The sequence below is a fragment of the Ruegeria sp. CH11 genome (genome assembly GCF_056537105.1).
The window spans coordinates 1-19,772 of the sequence record NZ_JBQFQX010000026.1 but is presented as its reverse complement, the minus strand read 5'-3'; the positions used below and the strand labels follow the sequence as shown (position 1 = coordinate 19,772).

Annotated in this window: 18 protein-coding genes; 10 read left to right on the top strand and 8 right to left on the bottom strand. The window is 53.8% G+C overall.

The annotated features are described in order from the left end of the window. Nucleotides 1-126: 126 nt before the first annotated feature. The 3 genes from ACR0LX_RS21935 to ACR0LX_RS21925 all read right to left on the bottom strand — a co-directional run bounded on the left by ACR0LX_RS21935 (nucleotide 127) and on the right by ACR0LX_RS21925 (nucleotide 2,185). Complete coding sequence (locus ACR0LX_RS21935) at nucleotides 127-705, bottom strand: TetR/AcrR family transcriptional regulator (RefSeq protein ID WP_480785473.1); 579 nt, start codon at nucleotides 703-705, stop codon at nucleotides 127-129. Then, nucleotides 702-1,241, bottom strand: coding sequence for a dihydrofolate reductase family protein (locus ACR0LX_RS21930; protein WP_480785472.1), 540 nt, complete (start codon nucleotides 1,239-1,241; stop codon nucleotides 702-704). The genes ACR0LX_RS21935 and ACR0LX_RS21930 overlap by 4 nt, the downstream gene beginning before the upstream one ends. A gap of 71 nt (nucleotides 1,242-1,312) precedes the next feature. Beyond that, entirely contained in the window at nucleotides 1,313-2,185 is an 873-nt protein-coding gene (locus ACR0LX_RS21925) for a LysR substrate-binding domain-containing protein (RefSeq protein ID WP_480785471.1), read from the bottom strand. Nucleotides 2,186-2,292: 107 nt separating this feature from the next. On the opposite strand from ACR0LX_RS21925, the gene ACR0LX_RS21920 reads away from it, so the two are divergent. From ACR0LX_RS21920 to ACR0LX_RS21905, 4 genes are all read left to right on the top strand, one after another. Beyond that, entirely contained in the window at nucleotides 2,293-3,855 is a 1,563-nt protein-coding gene (locus ACR0LX_RS21920; RefSeq protein WP_480785470.1) for a trimethylamine methyltransferase family protein, read from the top strand. Nucleotides 3,856-3,867: 12 nt separating this feature from the next. Then, nucleotides 3,868-4,959, top strand: coding sequence for an aminomethyl transferase family protein (locus tag ACR0LX_RS21915; RefSeq protein ID WP_480785469.1), 1,092 nt, complete (start codon nucleotides 3,868-3,870; stop codon nucleotides 4,957-4,959). Between the two features lie 213 nt (nucleotides 4,960-5,172). Then, a complete protein-coding gene (locus ACR0LX_RS21910; RefSeq protein ID WP_480785468.1) occupies nucleotides 5,173-5,619 on the top strand; it encodes a GNAT family N-acetyltransferase in 447 nt (148 codons plus the stop codon). Between the two features lie 128 nt (nucleotides 5,620-5,747). Continuing rightward, on the top strand, nucleotides 5,748-6,380 hold the full coding sequence (locus tag ACR0LX_RS21905; RefSeq protein ID WP_480785467.1) for a tyrosine-type recombinase/integrase: 633 nt from the start codon (nucleotides 5,748-5,750) through the stop codon (nucleotides 6,378-6,380). Nucleotides 6,381-6,426: 46 nt separating this feature from the next. Here the strand turns inward: ACR0LX_RS21905 and ACR0LX_RS21900 are convergent, their stop codons facing one another. Continuing rightward, a complete protein-coding gene (locus tag ACR0LX_RS21900) occupies nucleotides 6,427-7,350 on the bottom strand; it encodes a LysR family transcriptional regulator (RefSeq protein ID WP_480785466.1) in 924 nt (307 codons plus the stop codon). A 98-nt stretch (nucleotides 7,351-7,448) separates the two neighbouring features. On the opposite strand from ACR0LX_RS21900, the gene ACR0LX_RS21895 reads away from it, so the two are divergent. The 6 genes from ACR0LX_RS21895 (at nucleotide 7,449) to mgrA (ending at nucleotide 14,118) form a co-directional block, all read left to right on the top strand. Further along, on the top strand, nucleotides 7,449-8,642 hold the full coding sequence (locus tag ACR0LX_RS21895; RefSeq protein WP_480785465.1) for a CaiB/BaiF CoA transferase family protein: 1,194 nt from the start codon (nucleotides 7,449-7,451) through the stop codon (nucleotides 8,640-8,642). Continuing rightward, the gene (locus tag ACR0LX_RS21890) at nucleotides 8,639-9,583 is read left to right on the top strand and encodes a hydroxymethylglutaryl-CoA lyase (RefSeq protein ID WP_480652315.1); all 945 of its coding nucleotides are present in this window, start codon (nucleotides 8,639-8,641) and stop codon (nucleotides 9,581-9,583) included. Before ACR0LX_RS21895 ends, ACR0LX_RS21890 begins: the two co-directional genes overlap by 4 nt. Before the next feature lie 28 nt (nucleotides 9,584-9,611). After that, a complete protein-coding gene (dctP, locus tag ACR0LX_RS21885) occupies nucleotides 9,612-10,610 on the top strand; it encodes a TRAP transporter substrate-binding protein DctP (protein WP_480652313.1) in 999 nt (332 codons plus the stop codon). 1 nt (nucleotide 10,611) lies between these two features. Further along, complete coding sequence (locus tag ACR0LX_RS21880) at nucleotides 10,612-11,142, top strand: TRAP transporter small permease (protein WP_037320495.1); 531 nt, start codon at nucleotides 10,612-10,614, stop codon at nucleotides 11,140-11,142. Beyond that, on the top strand, nucleotides 11,046-12,425 hold the full coding sequence (locus ACR0LX_RS21875; RefSeq protein ID WP_480785464.1) for a TRAP transporter large permease: 1,380 nt from the start codon (nucleotides 11,046-11,048) through the stop codon (nucleotides 12,423-12,425). The genes ACR0LX_RS21880 and ACR0LX_RS21875 overlap by 97 nt, the downstream gene beginning before the upstream one ends. 661 nt (nucleotides 12,426-13,086) lie before the next feature. Beyond that, complete coding sequence (gene mgrA / locus ACR0LX_RS21870) at nucleotides 13,087-14,118, top strand: L-glyceraldehyde 3-phosphate reductase (protein WP_480785484.1); 1,032 nt, start codon at nucleotides 13,087-13,089, stop codon at nucleotides 14,116-14,118. A gap of 430 nt (nucleotides 14,119-14,548) precedes the next feature. Here mgrA and ACR0LX_RS21865 read toward each other — a convergent pair whose 3' ends face one another. The 4 genes from ACR0LX_RS21865 to ACR0LX_RS21850 form a co-directional block, all read right to left on the bottom strand. Further along, nucleotides 14,549-14,905 (bottom strand): hypothetical protein, encoded by a 357-nt coding sequence (locus ACR0LX_RS21865; protein ID WP_480785463.1) that lies wholly within the window; start codon nucleotides 14,903-14,905, stop codon nucleotides 14,549-14,551. A 380-nt stretch (nucleotides 14,906-15,285) separates the two neighbouring features. Further along, nucleotides 15,286-15,996, bottom strand: coding sequence for a M48 family metalloprotease (locus ACR0LX_RS21860; protein ID WP_480785462.1), 711 nt, complete (start codon nucleotides 15,994-15,996; stop codon nucleotides 15,286-15,288). Between the two features lie 704 nt (nucleotides 15,997-16,700). Further along, the gene (locus tag ACR0LX_RS21855) at nucleotides 16,701-18,542 is read right to left on the bottom strand and encodes a hypothetical protein (RefSeq protein ID WP_480785461.1); all 1,842 of its coding nucleotides are present in this window, start codon (nucleotides 18,540-18,542) and stop codon (nucleotides 16,701-16,703) included. Nucleotides 18,543-18,826: 284 nt separating this feature from the next. Next, nucleotides 18,827-19,537 (bottom strand): hypothetical protein, encoded by a 711-nt coding sequence (locus tag ACR0LX_RS21850; protein WP_480785460.1) that lies wholly within the window; start codon nucleotides 19,535-19,537, stop codon nucleotides 18,827-18,829. Nucleotides 19,538-19,772 lie beyond the last annotated feature (235 nt).

Below are 19,772 nucleotides of genomic sequence, written 5' to 3'. Positions count from 1 at the left end.
AGGAACGGGCGTTAGGCCCGGGTCTCTTTCATAAAATCTCCATTGTGTGAGGCGTACTGCCTCATACGTTTGGCGCAGATAGTCCTTCAGGCAAGACGCGTCAATATCCCTTATTACATGAGTGTCTCATTTTGAACTGACACGTACGCCTCCTGCCGCACGCGCCAGCACCCAATCGATACCCCGCAAAAAGTCGTCGACTGATAACGGGCTGTTTTCGCCGCTGGACGCGGAGAGGACAAAGCCATGCGTATAGTCGATGAGAAGATGCAAAAGCACATCGTTTTCATCGCCATCGTCAAGTTCCCGCGTGCACGCCCGCAGCTTATCTGTGATATCCAACAGGTCGTTGCTGATGAGAGTGATATCATCCAGAACTGCGCGCAGCAGGTTGGCGTTCGGCAAGGCCCGAAGATAGTAGGCGCTTAATATGCTCCGCGCTTTCGCGCTTGCTCCTTCGTCAACGATGACCTGAAGTGTGTTCGCAAAGGCTATTTCAACCAGGTCAGCCAGCAGCTTACGCTTGCTCCCAGAATGGTACGTTATCGCCATGGGCGTGACCTTTAGCTTGTCCGCCAGTAACCGAAACGAAAGCGCATTTGCTCCCTGCTTTTGAACAATGGGCAGGGCAGTTTGCAGGATAAGCTGCTTCGACAGACGTTCCTCTGACTTTTTTGGTCGCCCGACAGTTGGTGCTTTGGTCATGCACTTTTAATTTCGTAAACCAGATCGACCATACCCGATGGAAAGGGAGTGGCAGAGATCAGTTCAAGATCAACATCGCCCTTCGTTTCACCGAAAATGCGAATGCCATCACCCAGTAGAATAGGAACCAACGTAATCTTCATATCTTGTACAAACCCGGCCTGAAGGAACGACCGAATGATCGCACCGCCATCGACATATACGCGTTTGTAACCGCGCTCGCGAAAGATTCCCCATAACGCTTCGGGGCTAGCAGTGGAGAACTCAATTCTGTCGTGTAGATGCTCAGGTATGTCCTGTTTCGTCATGGAGCGGCTGAGTACCACGACGGGTTTCTTATATGGCCATTCCCCAAATTCAAGGACAGTCCGCAGTGATCCAGTCCCCATAACAAGAGTATCCACGCTGTCCATAAACTCGACGAACCCGTGGTCCTCATTTTCAGCGGACTGTTTATTCAACCAATCGAGCGAATGGTCTTTTCTGGCGACGAAACCGTCGAGGCTCATTGCCATCATGATGTGCCCAGTTGTCATATTGGTGTCTCCTTGAGACTTAATTTATATAGTGTATAAAAAATAGCCGGTGACGTTCAAGTCGAATGTGGTCAGGATTGGGCTCTCAGCCAGGCCGAGAATGCAGCCACGGCGTCCGTAGCAACGGTGCCGGTCGGCTTGACCAGAAAGTACCCGTAGTCGGGCAGTTCAATTTCGGACAACCGGAATAGCAGTTGCGCCTCCAGGTCGGCCGACACAAGGTCATCCATCAAGGCGATGCCCTGCCCGTCGATGACGGCTTGCACCCGGACATTGGGGTCAGGAACGATCAACACATCTTGACGCGCCTGCTGGGGCAGACCTGAGGCGGTCAGCCAATCGGACCAGGCATTGCTGTCGTCCCGGTCTCTGAGCAGTGTGAGCTGTGATATCGCAACGCCCATTCCCAACGCCTCAACCTTTTGCGCCACAGAAGAGTTCCCGACGGGATAGGGCGGCAATGACATAAAGGGGGTCACCACGCCTTCTCCCCAATCTCCATTCCCCCACCTGATCGCCAGATCAACATGCTGCATTTCATGCTCAGAAAACTGGATCATCGGCTGAATGCGCAGCTGCACGTCCGGGTGGCGCTGCATAAAAGTCATCAGACGCGGGGATAGCCATCGCGCTGCGAAGTAGGTCGACACTCCGACGGTCAGGGATCGCGATACGCGCCCCTTCATCTCCAGAATGTCAGCTTCGATTTCCTGATAACGGGTCTGGCAAGCCGCCAGAAGCTTCAACCCTTCATCCGTCAGGGTAACGCCGCGTGTCGTGCGGCGGAATAGTGCCATCCCCAGATCAGCTTCAAGCGTCTTGATCTGATAGCTAATCGCACCCTTGGTCATGTTCAGCGCTGCGGCAGCATCTGAGAAACTGGAATGCCGGGCAATCTCGGCGAACAACCTAAGCAGGTCATGATGGCGAAAGTGTCGGCGCATACCAAACTAGTACAAAATTTTTGAACGCGATGGCCAGAAAATTTCGATTTCCAACCGGGCAAAAAACGCCAATCATTTCAGGGAACAAATGAAACGGAGTTTCGCGTTTGGGTGCTTTGAACACCACCACGGACATCTCGAAACCGGCAGTGCGCCGCAGCCGCTCCCGTCGTGATCGACCCTCATGTGGTGACACGATCTCTCCAGGCGCTCCGTTCTCGGCGCGAAAGATACCTGCATACGAATTGCTGACCGACGCGGCCTTGACAAGGATCGAAGACCAGGCGGATTGGATTCTAACAAAGATAGGCGTCGAATTTCGGGGCGATCATGAGGCGCTCGAATTGTTTGCTGCGTCCGGTGCCCAAGTCGATGGTGAGCGAGTCAGGTTTGAGCCCGGACATGCGCGCAATACTTGCGCCTCAGCTCCGTCCGAGTTCAAGCTGCACAGTCGGGACCCAGCCAGAACCGTGACCCTCGGCGGAGACAATATTGTCCTGATGCCGGGATACGGGTCGCCTTTTGTCAGTGATCTGACCAATGGCAGGCGATACGCCACGCTAGAAGATTTCCAGAACTTCGTAAAACTCACATACAGCTCCCCCGCCCTGCATCATTCCGGAGGAACCGTTGTCGAGCCAACGGATGTGCCAGTGAACAAGCGGCATCTTGACATGTTGTTGGCCCACCTCACCCTGTCGACCAAACCCTTCATGGGGTCAGTCACAGCACCTGACCGCGCGCAGGACAGCATCGACATAGCGCGACTGGTCTTTGGACACGACTTCATGAACCGCAACGCGGTGATGCAGGCCAATATCAACGTCAACTCTCCGCTCGTGTTCGATGACACCATGTCCTCAGCGCTCCGCACCTATGCCAAAGCAAACCAGTGCGTGTGCGTCTCTCCGGCGATTTTCGCTGGGGCCATGGGGCCGCTCTCGCCTGCGGCAGTGGCAGCTCAAACGCTGGCCGAAGCCATGGTCGGCATCGCCCTAGCACAGCTTGTCCGCCCCGGGTGCCCGGTGGTTTTGGGGTCGTTTCATTCCAGCATGAACCTGCGCACGGGCGCGCTGACCTTTGGGTCGGCAGAGGCGAACATGGTCACCATGGCGCTGTCGCAACTGGGGCGTAGGCTCCGCGTTCCGGTGCGCTCCGGCGGTGGACAGATCACTGCGTCCAATGCCCCCGACGGACAAGCGATGCAGGACAGTACGGGGGCCATGTGGTCCACCCTTCTGTCCGGCGCGCATCAGGTCTGGCACGCGGCCGGCTGGCTCGAAGGTGGATTGGTCATGTCCTACGAGAAGTTCATCATGGACGTCGACCATTGCGGCGCGATGCTGAAACTTTTGCAGGGTTTTGACACTGGCGATGAAGCCTTTGGCCGCGATGCCTATCTCGAAACCGGCCCGGGCGAGAATTTCCTCTCCACCAGTCACACGCTGCGCCACTACAGATCGGCAAATTTTGAACCGCAAATCCCGGATGCTGGTCCTTTCGAGACCTGGACAGAGAACGGCGCGCTCACGTCAGACCAACGCGCTACGACGCGGTGGCGCCAGATGCTGGACGACTATCAACAGCCAGAAATGAGCCCCGGCACCCAAACCGCGCTCGAAGACTTCGTGTCCGAACGCAAGGCAAGCATGTCGGACGAATGGTACTAGAAAGGAAGACCCATGACCGAAGAACTTAGCCGCACATCCGCCCTTGCATCGCGCCATACCGCGCTCGGCTCTGGGTTGGAGGACTGGAACGGCATGGGTACGGCCTGGACCTATAACTCAGATCCCAATGATGAGCATGATGCGGTCCGTGAACGGGCCGGTATGATCGACATGTCCCCCCTGAAGAAAGTGCTCGTGCGCGGCCCTGAAGCTCAGGCAGTGCTGGACCATCTGACCACGCGCGATCTAACCAAAGTAGGACCGGGCAAGGCTGCCTACCTCTGCATTCTGACCGAAAAAGGCGGGATCGCCGACGATGCGATCGTGTCGAACAATGGTGGCAACGAATGGATGATCGTGCACGGCTCCGGCGACACTATGGCGCTACTGGAAGCCTCGGCGGCAGGGCGTGACGTTCAGATCGACTTTACTGACGATCTGCATGACCTTTCGGTGCAAGGCCCTGCCTCTTTGGAGATCCTGAACGCCCACATGGATATCGACCTGGCCGAACTGGCTTACTTCGAACACGCGCCTGCGAAACTATTTAGCCATCCGTGCCGCATCTCACGCACGGGTTATTCCGGCGAACGCGGTTATGAGATTTTCGCAGATGGAACAGTGATTACGGATATCTGGGACAAGCTCGTGCAGGAGGGCGTTATGCCCTGTTCTTTTACCGCTCTGGACAAGGTGCGGATCGAAGCCGGGCTCTTGTTTTACGGCTATGACATGACCGAGGACAACACCCCATGGGAGGTCGGCCTTGGGTTCACCATCAGCAGCACCAAGGCCGACTATCGCGGCAAAGCGGCTGCCCTGGCTGCGAAGGGAAAGGAAAAGATCGACAATGTGTGCCTGGACATAAATCACCCCGACATGGTCGCCTGTGGTGAAACGCTTTCGCTGGGCGGCCAAACTGTCGGCGTGATCAACAGTCCCTGCTACTCACACCGGATGGGAAAATCCCTTGCCCTTGCGCATGTTGTTCCAGGACTGACAGCTGGAACTACCCTGGCCGTGTCAGGCGACGGCCTGAGCACGCAAGCAACCATCGCTGCAAGCCCCATCTACGATCCAAAGAAACTGCGAACGCACGAATGAAGAGATCGTTACGAGTTGCTGTAGAGCCGGCCCATAAGAGACATTTATCGGGTCAGGCCACGCCGCAATGCAGCTTCACCGAACCGGGCTTTCGCCGCGAGCGCAAAATTCGGCGATGGTCGAACTCCCAGTCTGCGGGACTAAAGTGGACCTTGCCGAAACCGGTTTTGACCAAGATTGTTGGTTCCGTGACTACGCAGACAGGAGCTTTCAATGACCAACTCAGAGACGTTGACGGAACCAAAGTCAGCGCATGCCGACGTGTCAAAGGAAATAGAAGAAAACCTGCTTGCTTCGCTCGCCGTGTTGAGTACCCAATCAATTAATTCCACTATTGTACTCTCGAAAAGAGACTCTGCTGGAAGGCTTCTGGCGGGGGTTTCAGGTTCAACGTCTTACGGATGGTTTTTGGTTAAACTTCTGTGGGTTCACGAGGAGCTAAGAGGAACTGGTGTCGGCAAGACGCTGATGCTTAAAGCAGAGCAACGTGCCAAGACTCTGGGGTGTCATGGCGCCTGGTTAGATACGTCAAACCAAGAGGCGCGAGCGTTCTATCTTCGTATTGGTTATTCGGATTTCGGAGTACTTAGCAACGCACCGGGGAATGAACCCGTGGGGCATCGTCGTTGGTTTATGAAGAAGGTTCTGTTGGCGGCCTAGTCTATTCTGTCCAGGAGTACATTGGGCTCTTCGCGGACCTCGGAGGCAGCGCGGCATGCTGTGATAAAATTTTCCAGTCAACGTCGGGTTGTCGTTGTGGGCGGGCATGGCGGATCGGAGGATCAACCATGGAAACACCAAACTTACCTGCAATTCGTGCTCTTCGCCCAGCCTGGAACAAAGGACGCATCGTCGGCCAGAAGCGACCGCTGAAACCAAAACATGTCTGGGCAATCCGAGTTCGCCTCGAGCTTGCCGAAAACCATCGCGATCTTGCGCTCTTCAATATGGCAATCGACAGTAAGCTCCGCGGCTGTGATCTGGTGAAGATGAAGGTCGCCGATGTCATGTCATCGGGTCAGATCAAGGAACGGGCTTCGGTCCTTCAAAGCAAGACGCAGAAACCCGTGCGCTTTGAGATTTCCGAAGGCACACGTGCCTCTGTTGAGAAGTGGATGGAAGATGAGCTGATGGTCGGTTCGGAATACCTTTGGCCCGGCCGATTTCATGAACGCCTGCACATCTCGACCCGGCAATATGCGCGGATCGTCCGGGACTGGGTTACATCGATCGGTCTCGAGGCGAGCGCCTATGGCACCCATTCAATGAGGAGAACCAAGGTCACTCAGATCTACAAGAAGACCGGAAACCTACGCGCTGTTCAGCTTCTGCTTGGCCATACTAAGATGGACAGTACAGTCCGGTATCTCGGCGTCGAACTCGAGGATGCCCTAGCAATCGCCGAAGCGATAGAGATCTAACGTTAACGGGCCGCTCTCGCGGGCGGCCCATCACGATTTCATGCGACTAACTCGTTAGCGTCGCTTTCCATAGCGGCGCTTCCACCGCTTCCACCGTCAGTTCAATACAAAGTTGACGCACGGCTTCAAAGGCAAAAGTCGCCGGACGATCACTCAAGTCTCCGATATAGAGCGTGCGATTGAGTTTTGGCTTGATTATCGGACGCGTCGTCAATGTGCCCGCGTCAATGTGTTCTTTCAGGATAAACTCGGTGCCCACGATGCAACCGATGCCAGACAGAAGGGATCCGCTGATCGCGGAGATCGAGTTTATTTGGAACTGCGCGTTCTCTTCGATCCGCCTGAGTAGGGAAGGGTCTTCCATCACAGCTCGGGTGTACAGGCCTTGGCGAAGAATTATCAACGGTAAGTCCAGCAGTGCCTCAAAGCTGATTGCATCGGTTCCACCGATAACATCTGGCCGACCCACCAGAACCAACTCCTCTTCCAAGACCGGTTGGAACCTGAAACGCGCGTCAGGAAGTTGGTTGTAGGTTAGGGTCAAATCGACCTCCGAAGACGCAAGCTGTTGGGCGGTAGCCCCGGAAAAGATCTCAGAAAGATGCAGGCGTAGGTTCGGATAGTCTTGTGAAACACGCTGTACCAGGGGCACGCCAATAGCTTTGACAGCCGAATGCGCAAAGCCAACCGAAATCTCACCCGCGACCTCATTCTCAGTTTCTCGGATATCGGTGCTGGCGGCTTGCATGGATCGCAGGATCGCACGCGCGTGTTCATATAATCGAGCACCAGATGCTGTCGGCCGCACGCCCCTTGGCAATCTCTCAAATAGCTGCGTACCAAGTTCGGCTTCGAGATTGGACAGATGCCTGCTTAATGCAGACACAGCGACCCTTTCCCGATCAGCAGCACGAGCCAACGCGCCTTCCTCAAAGATCGCAGCAAAGTATCGGAGTTGCCTGCTGTCCATGCTTTCTCAATATCAGAAAGCAGCCTTATTAACATTGAAATTTTGCAAAGCATACCGATCGGGTAGCTTTGGTTAACGCAAGTCCAACCGGAGCATACATGGTGTCAGACGATTTCAGGCCTTTGCGGGGCATCCGCGTCGTTGAAATGACCCACATGATTATGGGGCCAAGTTGCGGCCAGGTCCTTGCCTATCTTGGTGCTGACGTGATCAAGGTTGAGCCCCCTGCGGGGGACAAAACCCGGCACCTGACCGGAATGGGGCGGGGGTTCTTCCCAAGTTTCAATCGCGGCAAGCGTTCAATTACCTTAGATCTAAAGTCCGAGGCCGGCACGTCGGCGCTGGATCAGCTTCTGGCAACCGCCGATGTTTTCGTTGAGAACTTCCGCGACCAGTCACTTGCCAAGATGGGATTTGCGCCCTCCGCGTTGCGAGGTAAGTACCCCAATTTGATCATCGCATCCTGCAAGGGTTTCCTGCATGGCCCCTATCAGGACCGAACGGCAATGGACGAGGTCGTTCAGATGATGACCGGAATGGCCTATATGACTGGCCCAACGGGTCGTCCCTTGCGCATTGGCTCTTCTGCAAATGACATCATGGGTGGGGTCTTCGGCGCTCTTGCAGTTCTCGGCGCGTTGTTGGAGCGGCAAGAATCCGGAGAGGGTCGGACGATACGCATTGGCCTGTTCGAGAATTGCCTGATGCTTGTCATGCAACACATGGTGCAATTCGATCTGGACGGACACGAACCGGCCCCTATGCCCGAGCGGGAATTTTCCTGGCCGGTCTACGACATCTTCGACACGCGGGACAATCGTCAGATCTTTGTGGGTGCTGTCACTGAGGGCCATTGGCAAATATTGTGCAAAGCAATCAGCTTAGAGCATTTGCTGGAGGATAACCGGCTTCAGACAAAGATGGACCAGATCGAAGCGCGGAACTGGACACTTCCCCTTTTTGCAGAAGCAATCGGCAAACGCGATTTTCCTGAACTGATCGAGGTATTTGAAGCTTCGGGCATTCCCTTTTCGCCTATCAATCGTCCTGCCGATATGTATCAGGATCCACATGTCCTGCGCCCCGGCGGTCTGCAACTCTCACACGACGCTGGTGGGCAGGTGTTCCGGGCTCCGGGTTTGCCCATCGAAGTTGATGGCGGGATTCCACATCCGGTTTCACTCGATGTCGCAGATGTCGGCGATGACACTGACACCGTGCTTTCAGAGCTTGGCCTGTCACCTTCGGAAATATCGGCTGCAAGTGGCGCGGCGGATAGGAATTCAACGTGACTCGCCTGTCAGAAATATACCCACCCGATAGGGTCGTATTGCGGGAAGTCGGATTGCGCGACGGTCTGCAGATGGTCCAACGATATCCCTCAACGGCAGCGAAGGCCGAATGGTTGCGCCGTGAAAGTGACGCGGGTGTTCGGCACTTTGAGATTGGCTCTTTCCTTCCGGCAAGAGCTATGCCGCAATTCGCTGATGTTCGGGACATCATCGACATTTGCCGCAGCCTTAACGTCCATTCGGCAGCGCTTGCCTTGAATGATCGCGGCGCGACGGACGCGGTTCAAACTCCGGTCGGCGAAATCGTCACAGTGGTCTCGGCGACCGAGGAACATAGCCAGGCAAACACACGTCGTACACGTGAGGAAGCAATTGCTCTGGTTGGTAAAACCGTTGAACTGGCAAGAGGCTCAGAAACCTCACCTTTGGTACAGGTCGGCATCGCCATGGCGTTCGGTTGCTCGATTGCTGGCAAAGTCGACCCGGACGATGTGGTGCGCATCGCGGCCGCATGCGCGGAGGCGGGTGTGGACATGATCGGTCTTGCAGACACAGTCGGATTTGCGGGTCCAGATCAGGTGCAAGACCTTGTTGAACGTGTGAAAAACGAACTGGGCGACGTTGCGCTGAGCATTCACCTGCACGACACAAGGGGAATGGGGATCGCCAATGCGTCTGCCGCCCTCGACGCTGGCATCCGGGTGATCGATGGCTCGCTGGCGGGGCTCGGGGGCTGCCCCTTTGCCCCAGGCGCAACAGGGAACGTGGTATTCGAGGACCTTGTATATCTCTGTGAACGCAAAGGTTTTGCAACCGGCATCGACTTGGAAAAGCTGATGTCTGTGCGAGAGGTCGCCGCGTCTGAAATGCCTGACGAACAACTCTTCGGTGCATTGCCACGCTCCGGAACACCGCGCCAGATCAGCTGGCGCGCCGATTAAACAACAAGATAATAAAGTGGAGGAGAACATGAACATTTTCAGAACTGCAGCGGCCGCGCTATTGGCCGCAACTTCGGTAGGCAGCGCGGCCTATGCCGAGGCAACCGAGATGCGCTGCAGCCACCAGTTGCCACCTGCGCACCATATCGCAAAGGTCATCGACCAATGGGCCGAAGAGATTGAGACCCTGTCGAACGGAGAAATCGACGTTCAAATCTTTGGTGCCAACAGCCTTGTAGGCGCGCGTGAGAACATTGCATCGGTGGCCAAAGGCAACATTGAATGCGCGTTCTCGATCAACCCGCAATGGGGTAAAACCCTGCCGATCATGAACGTGACACTGAAGCCTTATGCCGTCACTGATCCGGAGACGCTTGCCGCTTGGCCGGATAGCGAAGCGGCTGCGTTTCTGGATCAGAAGCTGCTTGAAAAAGGTGTGCAGAACGCGGTCTGGCTGTTCACAACACGGATGACAGCGTTGACGTCGAAGGGATCGCCGCTGGTCAATCCGGAAGATTTCGAAGGTGTGAAGATAAGGGGCCTGAACCCGGTGGCGGATGAGGGGCTTGTCGCAATGGGGGCCGCGCCTTCAGCGATGTCTGGCTCGAAAGTGTACGAAGCGCTCTCAACTGGAGTGATCGATGCGGGCATGACTGATATCGCCGCCGCCTATTCGCGCAAATATTTTGAAGTCCAGGACCACGTGACGGTGGTCCCGCTGTTTAGTGTATTCTTCCACGGCTACCTTAACCCGGCTTGGTATGATGGTCTGACGGATGCACAGAAGGCCGCAATAGCCGAGGCGGGAGCCAAAGCGGCAGAATGGGCAGTTGCCGCGTCCGAAGAAGCATCTGCCGCTGCACCCGAGCAGCTGGCTGACAATGGCATGAAGGTGCATTTCCAGACGCCTGAGGAAGAAGCTGCCTGGAAAGAGTTAATGGTACCGGCTTTCGACAAATCGTTTGGCGATGCAACCGGTGAGGACGGCGTCAAACTGCTTGAGCTGGTCGGTCAAATTTCGAACTGACATGAAGCAGGATCATGAAATTGACACCTCTGAGGCCTTGCCGGTTTCAGGGGTGGAGCGCGCGGTGCGTCTGGTTACGCTATCTGGGGCAGGTATCGCCGCGTTGCTGGTGCTCGTCGTATTCGGGGTCGTGAGCTACAGCGTCTTCATGCGCTATATCCTTGGCACACCGATCACTTTTTCCGATGAACTCAACGGCTTTATCGTCGTGGCAATGGTTGCCCTCGGAGCGGGAGAGGTCCTTTTGCGCGGCGAACATTTCGGGGTCGACCTGCTGACTGAGCGTGCTGGTCCTCGAACTCAATGGTTGGTCGAGATTTGGGGGATGATAGGTGTGATCCTGGTCGCTGCGGCTATTCTCTACAGCGCGGTGATTATGGTGCAGTTCTCATACGATTTCGGCATCTATTCAGATGGATATCTGAGCGTCCAGATGTGGATTCCGCAAGGCTTTCTACTTATCGGCATGATCATTCTGATCCTTGCGGCGCTTGCTCGCATATTTACGCTTCTGACGGTTCGCCGACTATGATGACGTTTTTGATTTTGGCCGGGCTGATTGTCCTCTTGCTCACCGGGATGCCAATCTTTGCCGGGCTTGGGCTGACGTCGCTGATCATAATGATGCTGACAGAAGGCAACGTGAACAGCGCGGCCGATACGGTTTTTGCCAAACTGAACAACGGCCTTTTGACGGCCATACCGATGTTTGCCTTCATGGCGCACGTGATGATCCGTGCTGGCGTGGTTAAGGATCTTTACGATGCAGCAAATGCGATAGTCGGCCATTTGCGTGGTGGTCTTGGGGTCGCCACGATCCTCTCCTGCACCATTTTCGCAGCCATTTCCGGTTCGTCTGTTGCCACGGCGCTTACTATTGGGTCGGCGGCCATCCCGCAGATGAAGCGCTTCAACTACAGCCCGAGCTATTCCTACGGTGTGATTGCAGCGGGCGGTACGCTCGGGATTTTAATCCCTCCCTCTGGACCTCTTATTCTCTATGCCATCGTAACCGAGGCTTCGATCGGAGCTCTTTTCCTGGCCGGCTTGGTGCCCGGTATCATGATGGCTATCATTTTCGCGATTTGGGCGATGGTCAGCGCCGGGTTTGGGGGCGCAGTAGTTTCCCAACCATTTGCAGGCATGGGCGTCATCTGGGCACGTATGAGGCAATCGATCTGGGCCTTGTTGATGCCACCGGTGGTATTGGGCGGGATCTACCTCGGAATATTTACGGCCACTGAAGCCGCTTCTATTGGCTGCCTATATGCTCTGTTCATCAGCGTAGTGGTTTACCACAATTTTGGTCTGCACGACCTTTGGGTGACCGCGTTTGAGACAGTGCGCACAACGGCGATGCTGTTCATGATCCTCGCTGCTGCGGCGCTGTTTGGTCACGCCGTAACCATCATTCGCCTGCCCATCGAGATCGTCGAACAAGTGACGGCAATCGGCCTCAGCCCCGCCATGTTCGTTGTAGCCGTTATGCTGCTCATTCTGGTACTGGGCATGTTTTTGGAGACCATATCGATCATCCTGATTACGACGCCAATCGTTTTTCCTGTCATGCTGGCATTGGGGATCGACCCGATATGGTACGGCATCCTGCTAATGATCAACCTCGAACTCGCGCTGATCACACCTCCTGTCGGGATGAACCTCTTCGTTATCAAAGGTATTGCGAAAGCCCCTTTGTCGGAGGTCATTCGCGGGGCCTTGCCCTATGCTGCGCTAATGCTACTGGGCCTGATCCTCGTCTTTGCAATCCCACCTTTGTCCACGTGGCTTCCCGAGGCGGCGGGGTTCGGCGGCTAAGAAACGCGTTTTGGAAACACCTTGGGCACTACCCTCCCACGTCTCAACAGAATAGGACCCCGTGGCTAGGGCTTATTTGAGACACTAACCGTATACGTTCTGGGTCAGAAATGCTTGACGTTTGGGTCGGAATTGAATGACGCGATTTACCGATTTATTGAGGTTTTGGCCGTCGATTGAGTCAAAGATCAGTGACGTTCCACAGTGATTGTTGAACGTCACACGAACCTGACCCAACCGTCACAGTTGGACCAGAAACAAGATAGACGTTTGACACTGGAAGGCATCCCAAAAAATTCTCCTATTAGAAATGAGAATAGATCCTGAGCTGCAGATCAGTTGCTGGAGATAGAACTTAGTTCCAACTTTTTTGGGTGACGGTTTGCTGTTTCTCGCGGCCCAAAGGAGACATCCAACCCGCCATATTGATGCTGCGAATGCAGCCCGCTTTGCGGACTTTCGCTGCGTCTATGCGACGGTACCGAATGCAACCGATCAAACCGTAAGATTTTGGTGCTGGAGTACGACTAACCATAAGCACCCATCTAGGACGCGCAGAAACTCGTGTCGATCTTACCGGAGTTGATCCGTTTGACAGGCCCAACATTCCATTGATTATGTGCGCATGACCAAAGCTCAACGACCGCCAAAGCCAAAACCCATTCCTTACACCCCGGAGCCGAACCGCTATGAGCGAATGGTTTATCGGCGATGTGGGCGGTCGGGTATTAAGCTTCCTGTTGTCAGCTTGGGCCTGTGGCATAATTTCGGTGCGGACTCGACGCACGAAAACAAGCGAGCAATGTGTCGGACCGCGTTCGACCATGGGATCACTCATTTTGATCTGGCGAACAACTACGGTCCACCACCCGGATCGGCAGAAGAGGCATTTGGCGAAATCCTAAGAACTGATTTCGCAGGCTGCAGGGATGAATTGATCATTTCCTCCAAAGCAGGCTACGACATGTGGCCGGGACCCTACGGAGAATGGGGGTCGCGCAAGTACATGATCGCGTCCTGTGACCAATCACTCGCGCGCATGGGGCTTGATTACGTTGACATCTTTTATTCCCACCGATTTGACCCCGACACCCCGCTCGAAGAGACGATGGGCGCGTTGGATCATATCGTACGGTCGGGTCGCGCGCTCTACGCAGGTATCTCGAGCTACAACTCCCAACGCACACGCGAGGCGGTGAAGATTCTCAACGACCTTGGTACACCTTGCCTGATTCACCAGCCTTCTTACAATCTGCTCAACCGTTGGGTGGAGCGGGACGGTTTGCTCGATACCCTGAACGATCTTGGGGTGGGATCGATTGCGTTCACGCCGCTGGCACAAGGCGTTCTAACGTCAAAATACCTGCGCGATATTCCGGATGGCAGCCGTGCTACACAAGGGAAGTCGCTACTTGATGGCATGATCAACGAGCGATCTCTGGCAAGTGTGCGTGCTCTGAACGACATGGCTGAGGAGCGCGGGCAAACTCTGGCGCAAATGGCCCTGGCCTGGGTGTTAAGAGGCGGACGCGTAACGACCGCGCTTATTGGTGCGTCCCGGCCCGGTCAGATCGTAGATTGCGCAGGCGTAGTCGATAACCTCGCCTTCAGTGATGAAGAGTTGGCAAGGATCGATGCAATCAGTTCGGAAGAAGATATCAATTTGTGGGCTCGGTCGTCAGAAACAGAATGACCAATCTTAGAAGTGCTAAAACCCAAGACCATTTGGAGCTTGATAATATGGGCGGCTTCAGCTTCTGCAGCTCGGCTAAATAACTATCAAGACTGACTGGCCCAAAAGAGACATTCACCAGCCAATCCGACTGCTGCGGTCGCAGCCCACATTGTCGACATTCATCGACAACGCAGCATCAGTTAAATCATCAACATGCGACTCGCGGACCTTCTAGACTTTTGAATTTCAGAGAGCGCTGTCGCAGCACGTGTTCACATGCGGTAGACACAAAGCGATGTCGATGCTCGCGTTGCCAATTTGGTCATTCAGTACTTCGACTTTTTGAGAATCAAGACTGCACATTCTTTGCAACCGCGATCAATCACACAATCCGGGACAAACCCACCATCTGAGTGTATTTGTCGCCGAACAATTCGGTCCAAAACAATCAACGCAAATCTGTGTCACACCGCTCAAGGTCCAGAACAGCATTGAATTCATTCTCCGGGTCCATCCAGGCAACTAGGATCGCGTCTTCGTCGATGTCGTGTGTCTGGATTTCTACTGGGGTCACATGGATAATGCGCTCATTCCCTAACAATGCGCCGCCAGGGGTTTCTCCGAACACGACGCGGATCATCCGGGACCCTGGAGCAAACATGCGCAGATACGGATCCACGGGCTTGCCCATGTTCAAAACCTCTGCCTTGCTACGAACCCAAGTTTCGCCAGCAATACGCTGCTCAGGAATTCGCAAAGCCGAGAATGCGCCTTCTACAACAGAAGCGACGGCTGCTGACAGCATGACCTACAGCGATGCCCACATGATCGTGGCAGAAGGTAACTTTGTCTTCGCAGCCTACGAGGGTCAGTTCATGAACAAACATTCGGTCTTTTTACGATCTGTTCCGTTTTGAGGACGGCAAGATTGTCGAGCACTGGGACGTGATCCAGGCGATCCTGCCGGCGGACCAGGCCAAAAACGACAGCAATAAATTCTGGTCGGCAGTCCATTTGATCGCCAATCGGCAAAACAGTTTCCCGGCGGCGCAATCGTGGCGCCGGCCCTTACTGGGGGACATCCGCATTTTTAGTTCGGAGGTCAACAGTTCGGTCCTTAGCGAACATTTGTCACTCAGATCTGCAGAGCCGAGAACACAATAGCAAAGCATAAATTCAAATTGGTCATCGACTAATCCGGGCCATAGTATCTTGCACCGCGTAGTATCTTTGAGCGTTGGGCGGATGTGTCCCTAGAAACCGATCACCAGGATCAGGAACTCGCGCAAAGTACAGCGCACCTTTGAGTGGATCATAGCCGGCTTTGTAGGCTATTACCGTGCCTAGTCGATCAGCTTCCAATTCAAAGTTCTTTGAATAGCTGCGCCCGCCAACAAAGGCTCCAAGATCTTGTGCTGCGGCAATGTCATTTGGCCCAGTCCCCGCTATTGTTGCCAGACCCGCCAAGAGCACTGCGCCTGCCGCCGCGTTTTGGGCACGTCGCGCCAAATGCCCTTGTATGTGGTGCGCGGCTTCATGCGCCATAACAAATGCAAGTTCATCGGTATTGCTCACATGCCGCGTCAACGCTTGGGTCATTGTGATAACTGGGCGTCCCGACTTGCTCAAACTCTGATACGCGTTTGAGGGTGCCTTTTTGTTTGGATCAATGCGGATCAAAAAATCGCAATTCACTCCTCGAGTTTGGCGGCGACATTCTCGCTCTGCAACGGGCTCAATTCGAGAGGCGACCTGCCGAAATCTCACTTGTGCCTGCTGAGAACTGACCTGTGCACTCGTGCGACCGGGATTTGGGATAGGTGCCGATGGAGGTGTCACGGTTGAAACGCATCCCGCCAGCAAAAACGCAGCCGATACCAAGACGCTCCGCTTCATAAAAACACCTTTCTACTTTTTTAAGAGCCGAAGTAGAGTTCGTCGTCGTTGATAAATCGACATCCCATCCCGAACCTTAGTGCCAATGTGAGTTGTTATCCAATAACAGAGGATATTGAGCGTAGCCGCATCACGATTCAGTTGCCGAAAAAATGTTCAGCACTGCAAAAGGCATTGAGTCGAACGGCTAGCCAGTTTGCGACCCCGTTACAAACGATCCGAACCGCGTTGATCCCCGCATCAGAGGCCGCATTTCCGCTGCACCACGGACTCATTTCTATCTACGTCGCGGCGAAGGGAATGCTGTGAATGCAGGTGCCGTTCAACGAACGTTTCACGTATGGGATTAATGTCGTGGCTCTCTGCAAGACGCGTTGACGGCAAGTCGCAGCCTTGATCGGACATCTAAAACTGGAGTTTGTGGTTTCCGAGATGCGGACAAAGTGACCTTGCGCACCTTCGATTTGTGCCAGCGCAGCATTTCCTCGCATGTGCGGCAAACAGATTGCAGCTGTGCAGCGGCGTCGCCAGATCGGTCAATCGCTGGCTCAGAATACGCCCAATCCGAAACCGCACTTTCGCGGCAGCCTGATGCTACATCCCGACGCGGATATGCAGCCATCCTTCAATCATCGGGTTCGACTCACATTATGTGCGAACGGGAGCAGCTATTAGAAACCGGACCCGGGCTTTACGTCAAAGCACTAGTTTGAAATATCCACCCACAACCGACTGAAATCGTTTTTGGTCAGACGTTTTCGATCAATCGAGATAACCAGGTTATGTGCGTCTCCAAACAAGAAGCCTGACAGCAAACCAGATGGAAGCTGGATCAACATAACTGATCTGGGTAGGTTTTCGATAAAGGTGTGGCACCACCCATTTGGCTTCCCACCAATCTGAACAGGTTCAACTCGCGACTGTTCTTTCCATTGCTCGAAAAGCAGCGCCCTGGTCTGTGGATCAATGCTAATGGGGGTTTCCCTGTAAATCTGTTGCATCATCAGATTGCGTATTGTGACGTAATCGTCGAAATGACCTCTGGATAGCATCCTGCCCTCGACCAGCCCATCCATCCATGACGGCACTTCGGTCCAGATTCCTTTTTGAAAGTCTTGCGTCGAGGCGTCTTCCAGTTGCTCTTTAAGTTGCGTGATGTGCTCAAGTTTGCCCCTCAACCCGTCCACTCCAGATTGAATTTCGGCCAGTTTTGCTTTGCGACCGGCGACGTCGTCAAATTCCACCAAAGACCGACGAGCCATCTCCAAGTACTTTGTCAAATTCTCCAGAGCATCTTCCAGTGAAGATGGCGGCTTCCCTTTGCCCACGTGATGGCAAATAGACGACGCGTTAGAGCAATACCCTTCGGCATTATATCGTTTGAGAGCGCCTTCAAATAGGTCAAAGCAAAGGCGCGTGTATTCTTCCTGAACCAGACGAACTTTCCTGGCGGCGTCCTCCCATTCCTCTGGGTGATCAGCGCGATATTTCCGATAGCCTGCATAGTTAATACAGCCCTGTTTGGTGACAGGCACATCATTGAATTGCTCTTCAATTTTTCTGATAGTTCGCAAGGTAAGTTCTTTAAACTTCGCGCATTCCTCTCTTTTGTGTTCGCTGTCGGAAAAACTGTGTGAGGCGTCAGCGAGGCTTAGACAGTCTTGCATGCCCAACACGCGTATCAGAGGTTCACTGCGAAAAAGTTTTTCATCCACAGCCAGCTTAAAAAGTAGCTTCAGTTCGTCATATGCCTTAGCCCAGCTGAGTTCCGTGAAGGTCTCTTTGCTATAGCGTTCCGAAAAATAGGTTATCAGCCGCTCATACTCAGCAATCTGTTTCGCGACAGTTGACTTTCGGTCGGCAATCTCATCCTCGGCGCTACGTGCGTTTTCTAACGTCGCCGTCTCCACTTCATGCCTGCCTCTCAGCTGGCGATATGCGACCTCAACCAGCAGCTTCAGTTGATCAAGCGTATGCGGCTTGAGGCGCGGGTCAGCCAGCGGAAGACCCGAAAACAGGTTACGCGCATATTTGGGGGCATTTTCGTCGGTTTCTACTGCGCTTTGATGGCTCACATTCCGTTGTATTGGCCAGGAGGGTAAAGCTGGCATGAACTCAGGATACCTGGATTGCTCCAAGTAGTATGATGACACGTTTTCCCGACTATGGGCTGGTACGGGCGTAGGTGCTGATGGATCATCGACTAGTACGGCCTCAGCCCTGATTTTACTGTCTAAAGTGAGAAAGAATACCAAACTACCGGAACGTGGCCCCAGCCCACCCCAAACTTCGGCAGGAAGCTTTGAACAATCGATTTCACAAAGGTGAAACCGGTTGGACGGAGATGTCGGAGCCTTTGCTTTCAGCTGAGGGATAATCGCGTCACCACCCAGCCATCCCAGTGGTTTAGACCCATCCCCTTCCGAAGGATCTAACGAGGCATGTACAGGTGCTTGATGATGAGGATGATCAGCCTGTTCTTTTGATTTTCTGAACTGGTTGGCTTGGTAGTTTACGAAGCCAGATAAAAATTTTTGCAACTTCAAGTTGAGTCTCTACCGGTGAAATCCCTGTAAAGAGACAATAGACGAGTTCATCCTGATCGAAAGAGGATTTTTGGTGTGAAGCGATCTTGGCTGCCCGACAAAATAGTGTTTTCGAAACACCATGTCTCTGTCGATTCAGCGTATTGAGACCATGAGGATACGTGTTCTGAAATCGCGTCTGGTGGGGAAGGTGTTTTGTGTAGAGGCAGAATTTCGTCTCAAGGCATTGAGAGCCTCCGTTAAGTCAGGCAACTCGTTCCAGAGACTTTTGGGAAGTGCATCTGTTACTGATACTCAGCAAACCTTTCGCGCCAGTATTTTGTTGCGGCAATTGACGAACGAATTGATTGAGGATTGGTGACATCTACATTTCTGGCAGCCATCAAATGTGGAATAAGGGCTAGATTCTCAAATCCTGCAACGACCCCATAGTGGACGAAATGCGGATACGAAGCATCTTCAGCCGCACTCAGAGCTTCCTCGTCATCAAAACCCTCCTCGTCGAAATTCTTTGCATTTTCAGTAAACTCCAATGAGGACGCATACGCTGTCCAAGGGGCAATAAGCGTCGATAAATGCCGAGGTTTGTGCAGAAAGAAGCCGATTAGCACCGAGTGAACATCTTCCGGATCGTCGAAGACTGACCTTGGAATAATCGCATCTTTCAACACAACTTGGCTCCAAGCATCGTCGATAAATTGGTTACCTCTGACAAAGGCTCGACGGGCGATTGCGACCACCGGAATAGTAAGCCAATCACCAACGGATTTGGTCCAACCCGTCTTTGCATAATTCAGGCTGTCAGCTAAATCAGCCTTTGAAACGCAGATACGCCACTCCTCTGGGGAGACGACATTGTTTAGGTAATCTCCTTCCTTGCGGGCCGCAAAAATCTCTCGGGTTTCGCTATTGGTCAGCAAAGCGTGTATTGCTTCCTGAAAGACTGGAAGCGCCGCTTCATAAGCTTTTTCCCAATCGGCGGATCGAAGTTTCATAGAGCTGCTCCAAGACTTTTTATGAACCCCTTATCTACGGCACGCACCTTCATGGGCAATGTTCTTGAGGGGGACTAGCGGATAGTGTGTCGCAATCTGGTGCAGCAGCCTGTCGAGCGAAACCGTGTTGGTAGCGTCCGCTTTGTCCGGAGGCTGTGTGAAAACTCCCTCTGTTTTCCGAGAGATGGTATGCTTTCAGCAATCGGCGCGGAGGCAATCCATGGGGCGGTTTATT

Bases quoted from the DNA above. Each gene is read 5' to 3' on its own strand.
- dctP (WP_480652313.1), top strand. From the start codon at position 9,612: ATGAACATTTTCAGAACTGCAGCGGCCGCGCTATTGGCCGCAACTTCG.
- ACR0LX_RS21935 (WP_480785473.1), bottom strand. From the start codon at position 705: ATGACCAAAGCACCAACTGTCGGGCGACCAAAAAAGTCAGAGGAACGT.
- ACR0LX_RS21865 (WP_480785463.1), bottom strand. From the start codon at position 14,905: ATGCTGTCAGCAGCCGTCGCTTCTGTTGTAGAAGGCGCATTCTCGGCT.
- ACR0LX_RS21880 (WP_037320495.1), top strand. From the start codon at position 10,612: ATGAAGCAGGATCATGAAATTGACACCTCTGAGGCCTTGCCGGTTTCA.
- ACR0LX_RS21910 (WP_480785468.1), top strand. From the start codon at position 5,173: ATGACCAACTCAGAGACGTTGACGGAACCAAAGTCAGCGCATGCCGAC.
- ACR0LX_RS21925 (WP_480785471.1), bottom strand. From the start codon at position 2,185: ATGCGCCGACACTTTCGCCATCATGACCTGCTTAGGTTGTTCGCCGAG.
- ACR0LX_RS21930 (WP_480785472.1), bottom strand. From the start codon at position 1,241: ATGACAACTGGGCACATCATGATGGCAATGAGCCTCGACGGTTTCGTC.
- ACR0LX_RS21905 (WP_480785467.1), top strand. From the start codon at position 5,748: ATGGAAACACCAAACTTACCTGCAATTCGTGCTCTTCGCCCAGCCTGG.
- ACR0LX_RS21860 (WP_480785462.1), bottom strand. From the start codon at position 15,996: ATGAAGCGGAGCGTCTTGGTATCGGCTGCGTTTTTGCTGGCGGGATGC.
- ACR0LX_RS21895 (WP_480785465.1), top strand. From the start codon at position 7,449: ATGGTGTCAGACGATTTCAGGCCTTTGCGGGGCATCCGCGTCGTTGAA.
- ACR0LX_RS21900 (WP_480785466.1), bottom strand. From the start codon at position 7,350: ATGGACAGCAGGCAACTCCGATACTTTGCTGCGATCTTTGAGGAAGGC.
- ACR0LX_RS21850 (WP_480785460.1), bottom strand. From the start codon at position 19,537: ATGAAACTTCGATCCGCCGATTGGGAAAAAGCTTATGAAGCGGCGCTT.
- ACR0LX_RS21915 (WP_480785469.1), top strand. From the start codon at position 3,868: ATGACCGAAGAACTTAGCCGCACATCCGCCCTTGCATCGCGCCATACC.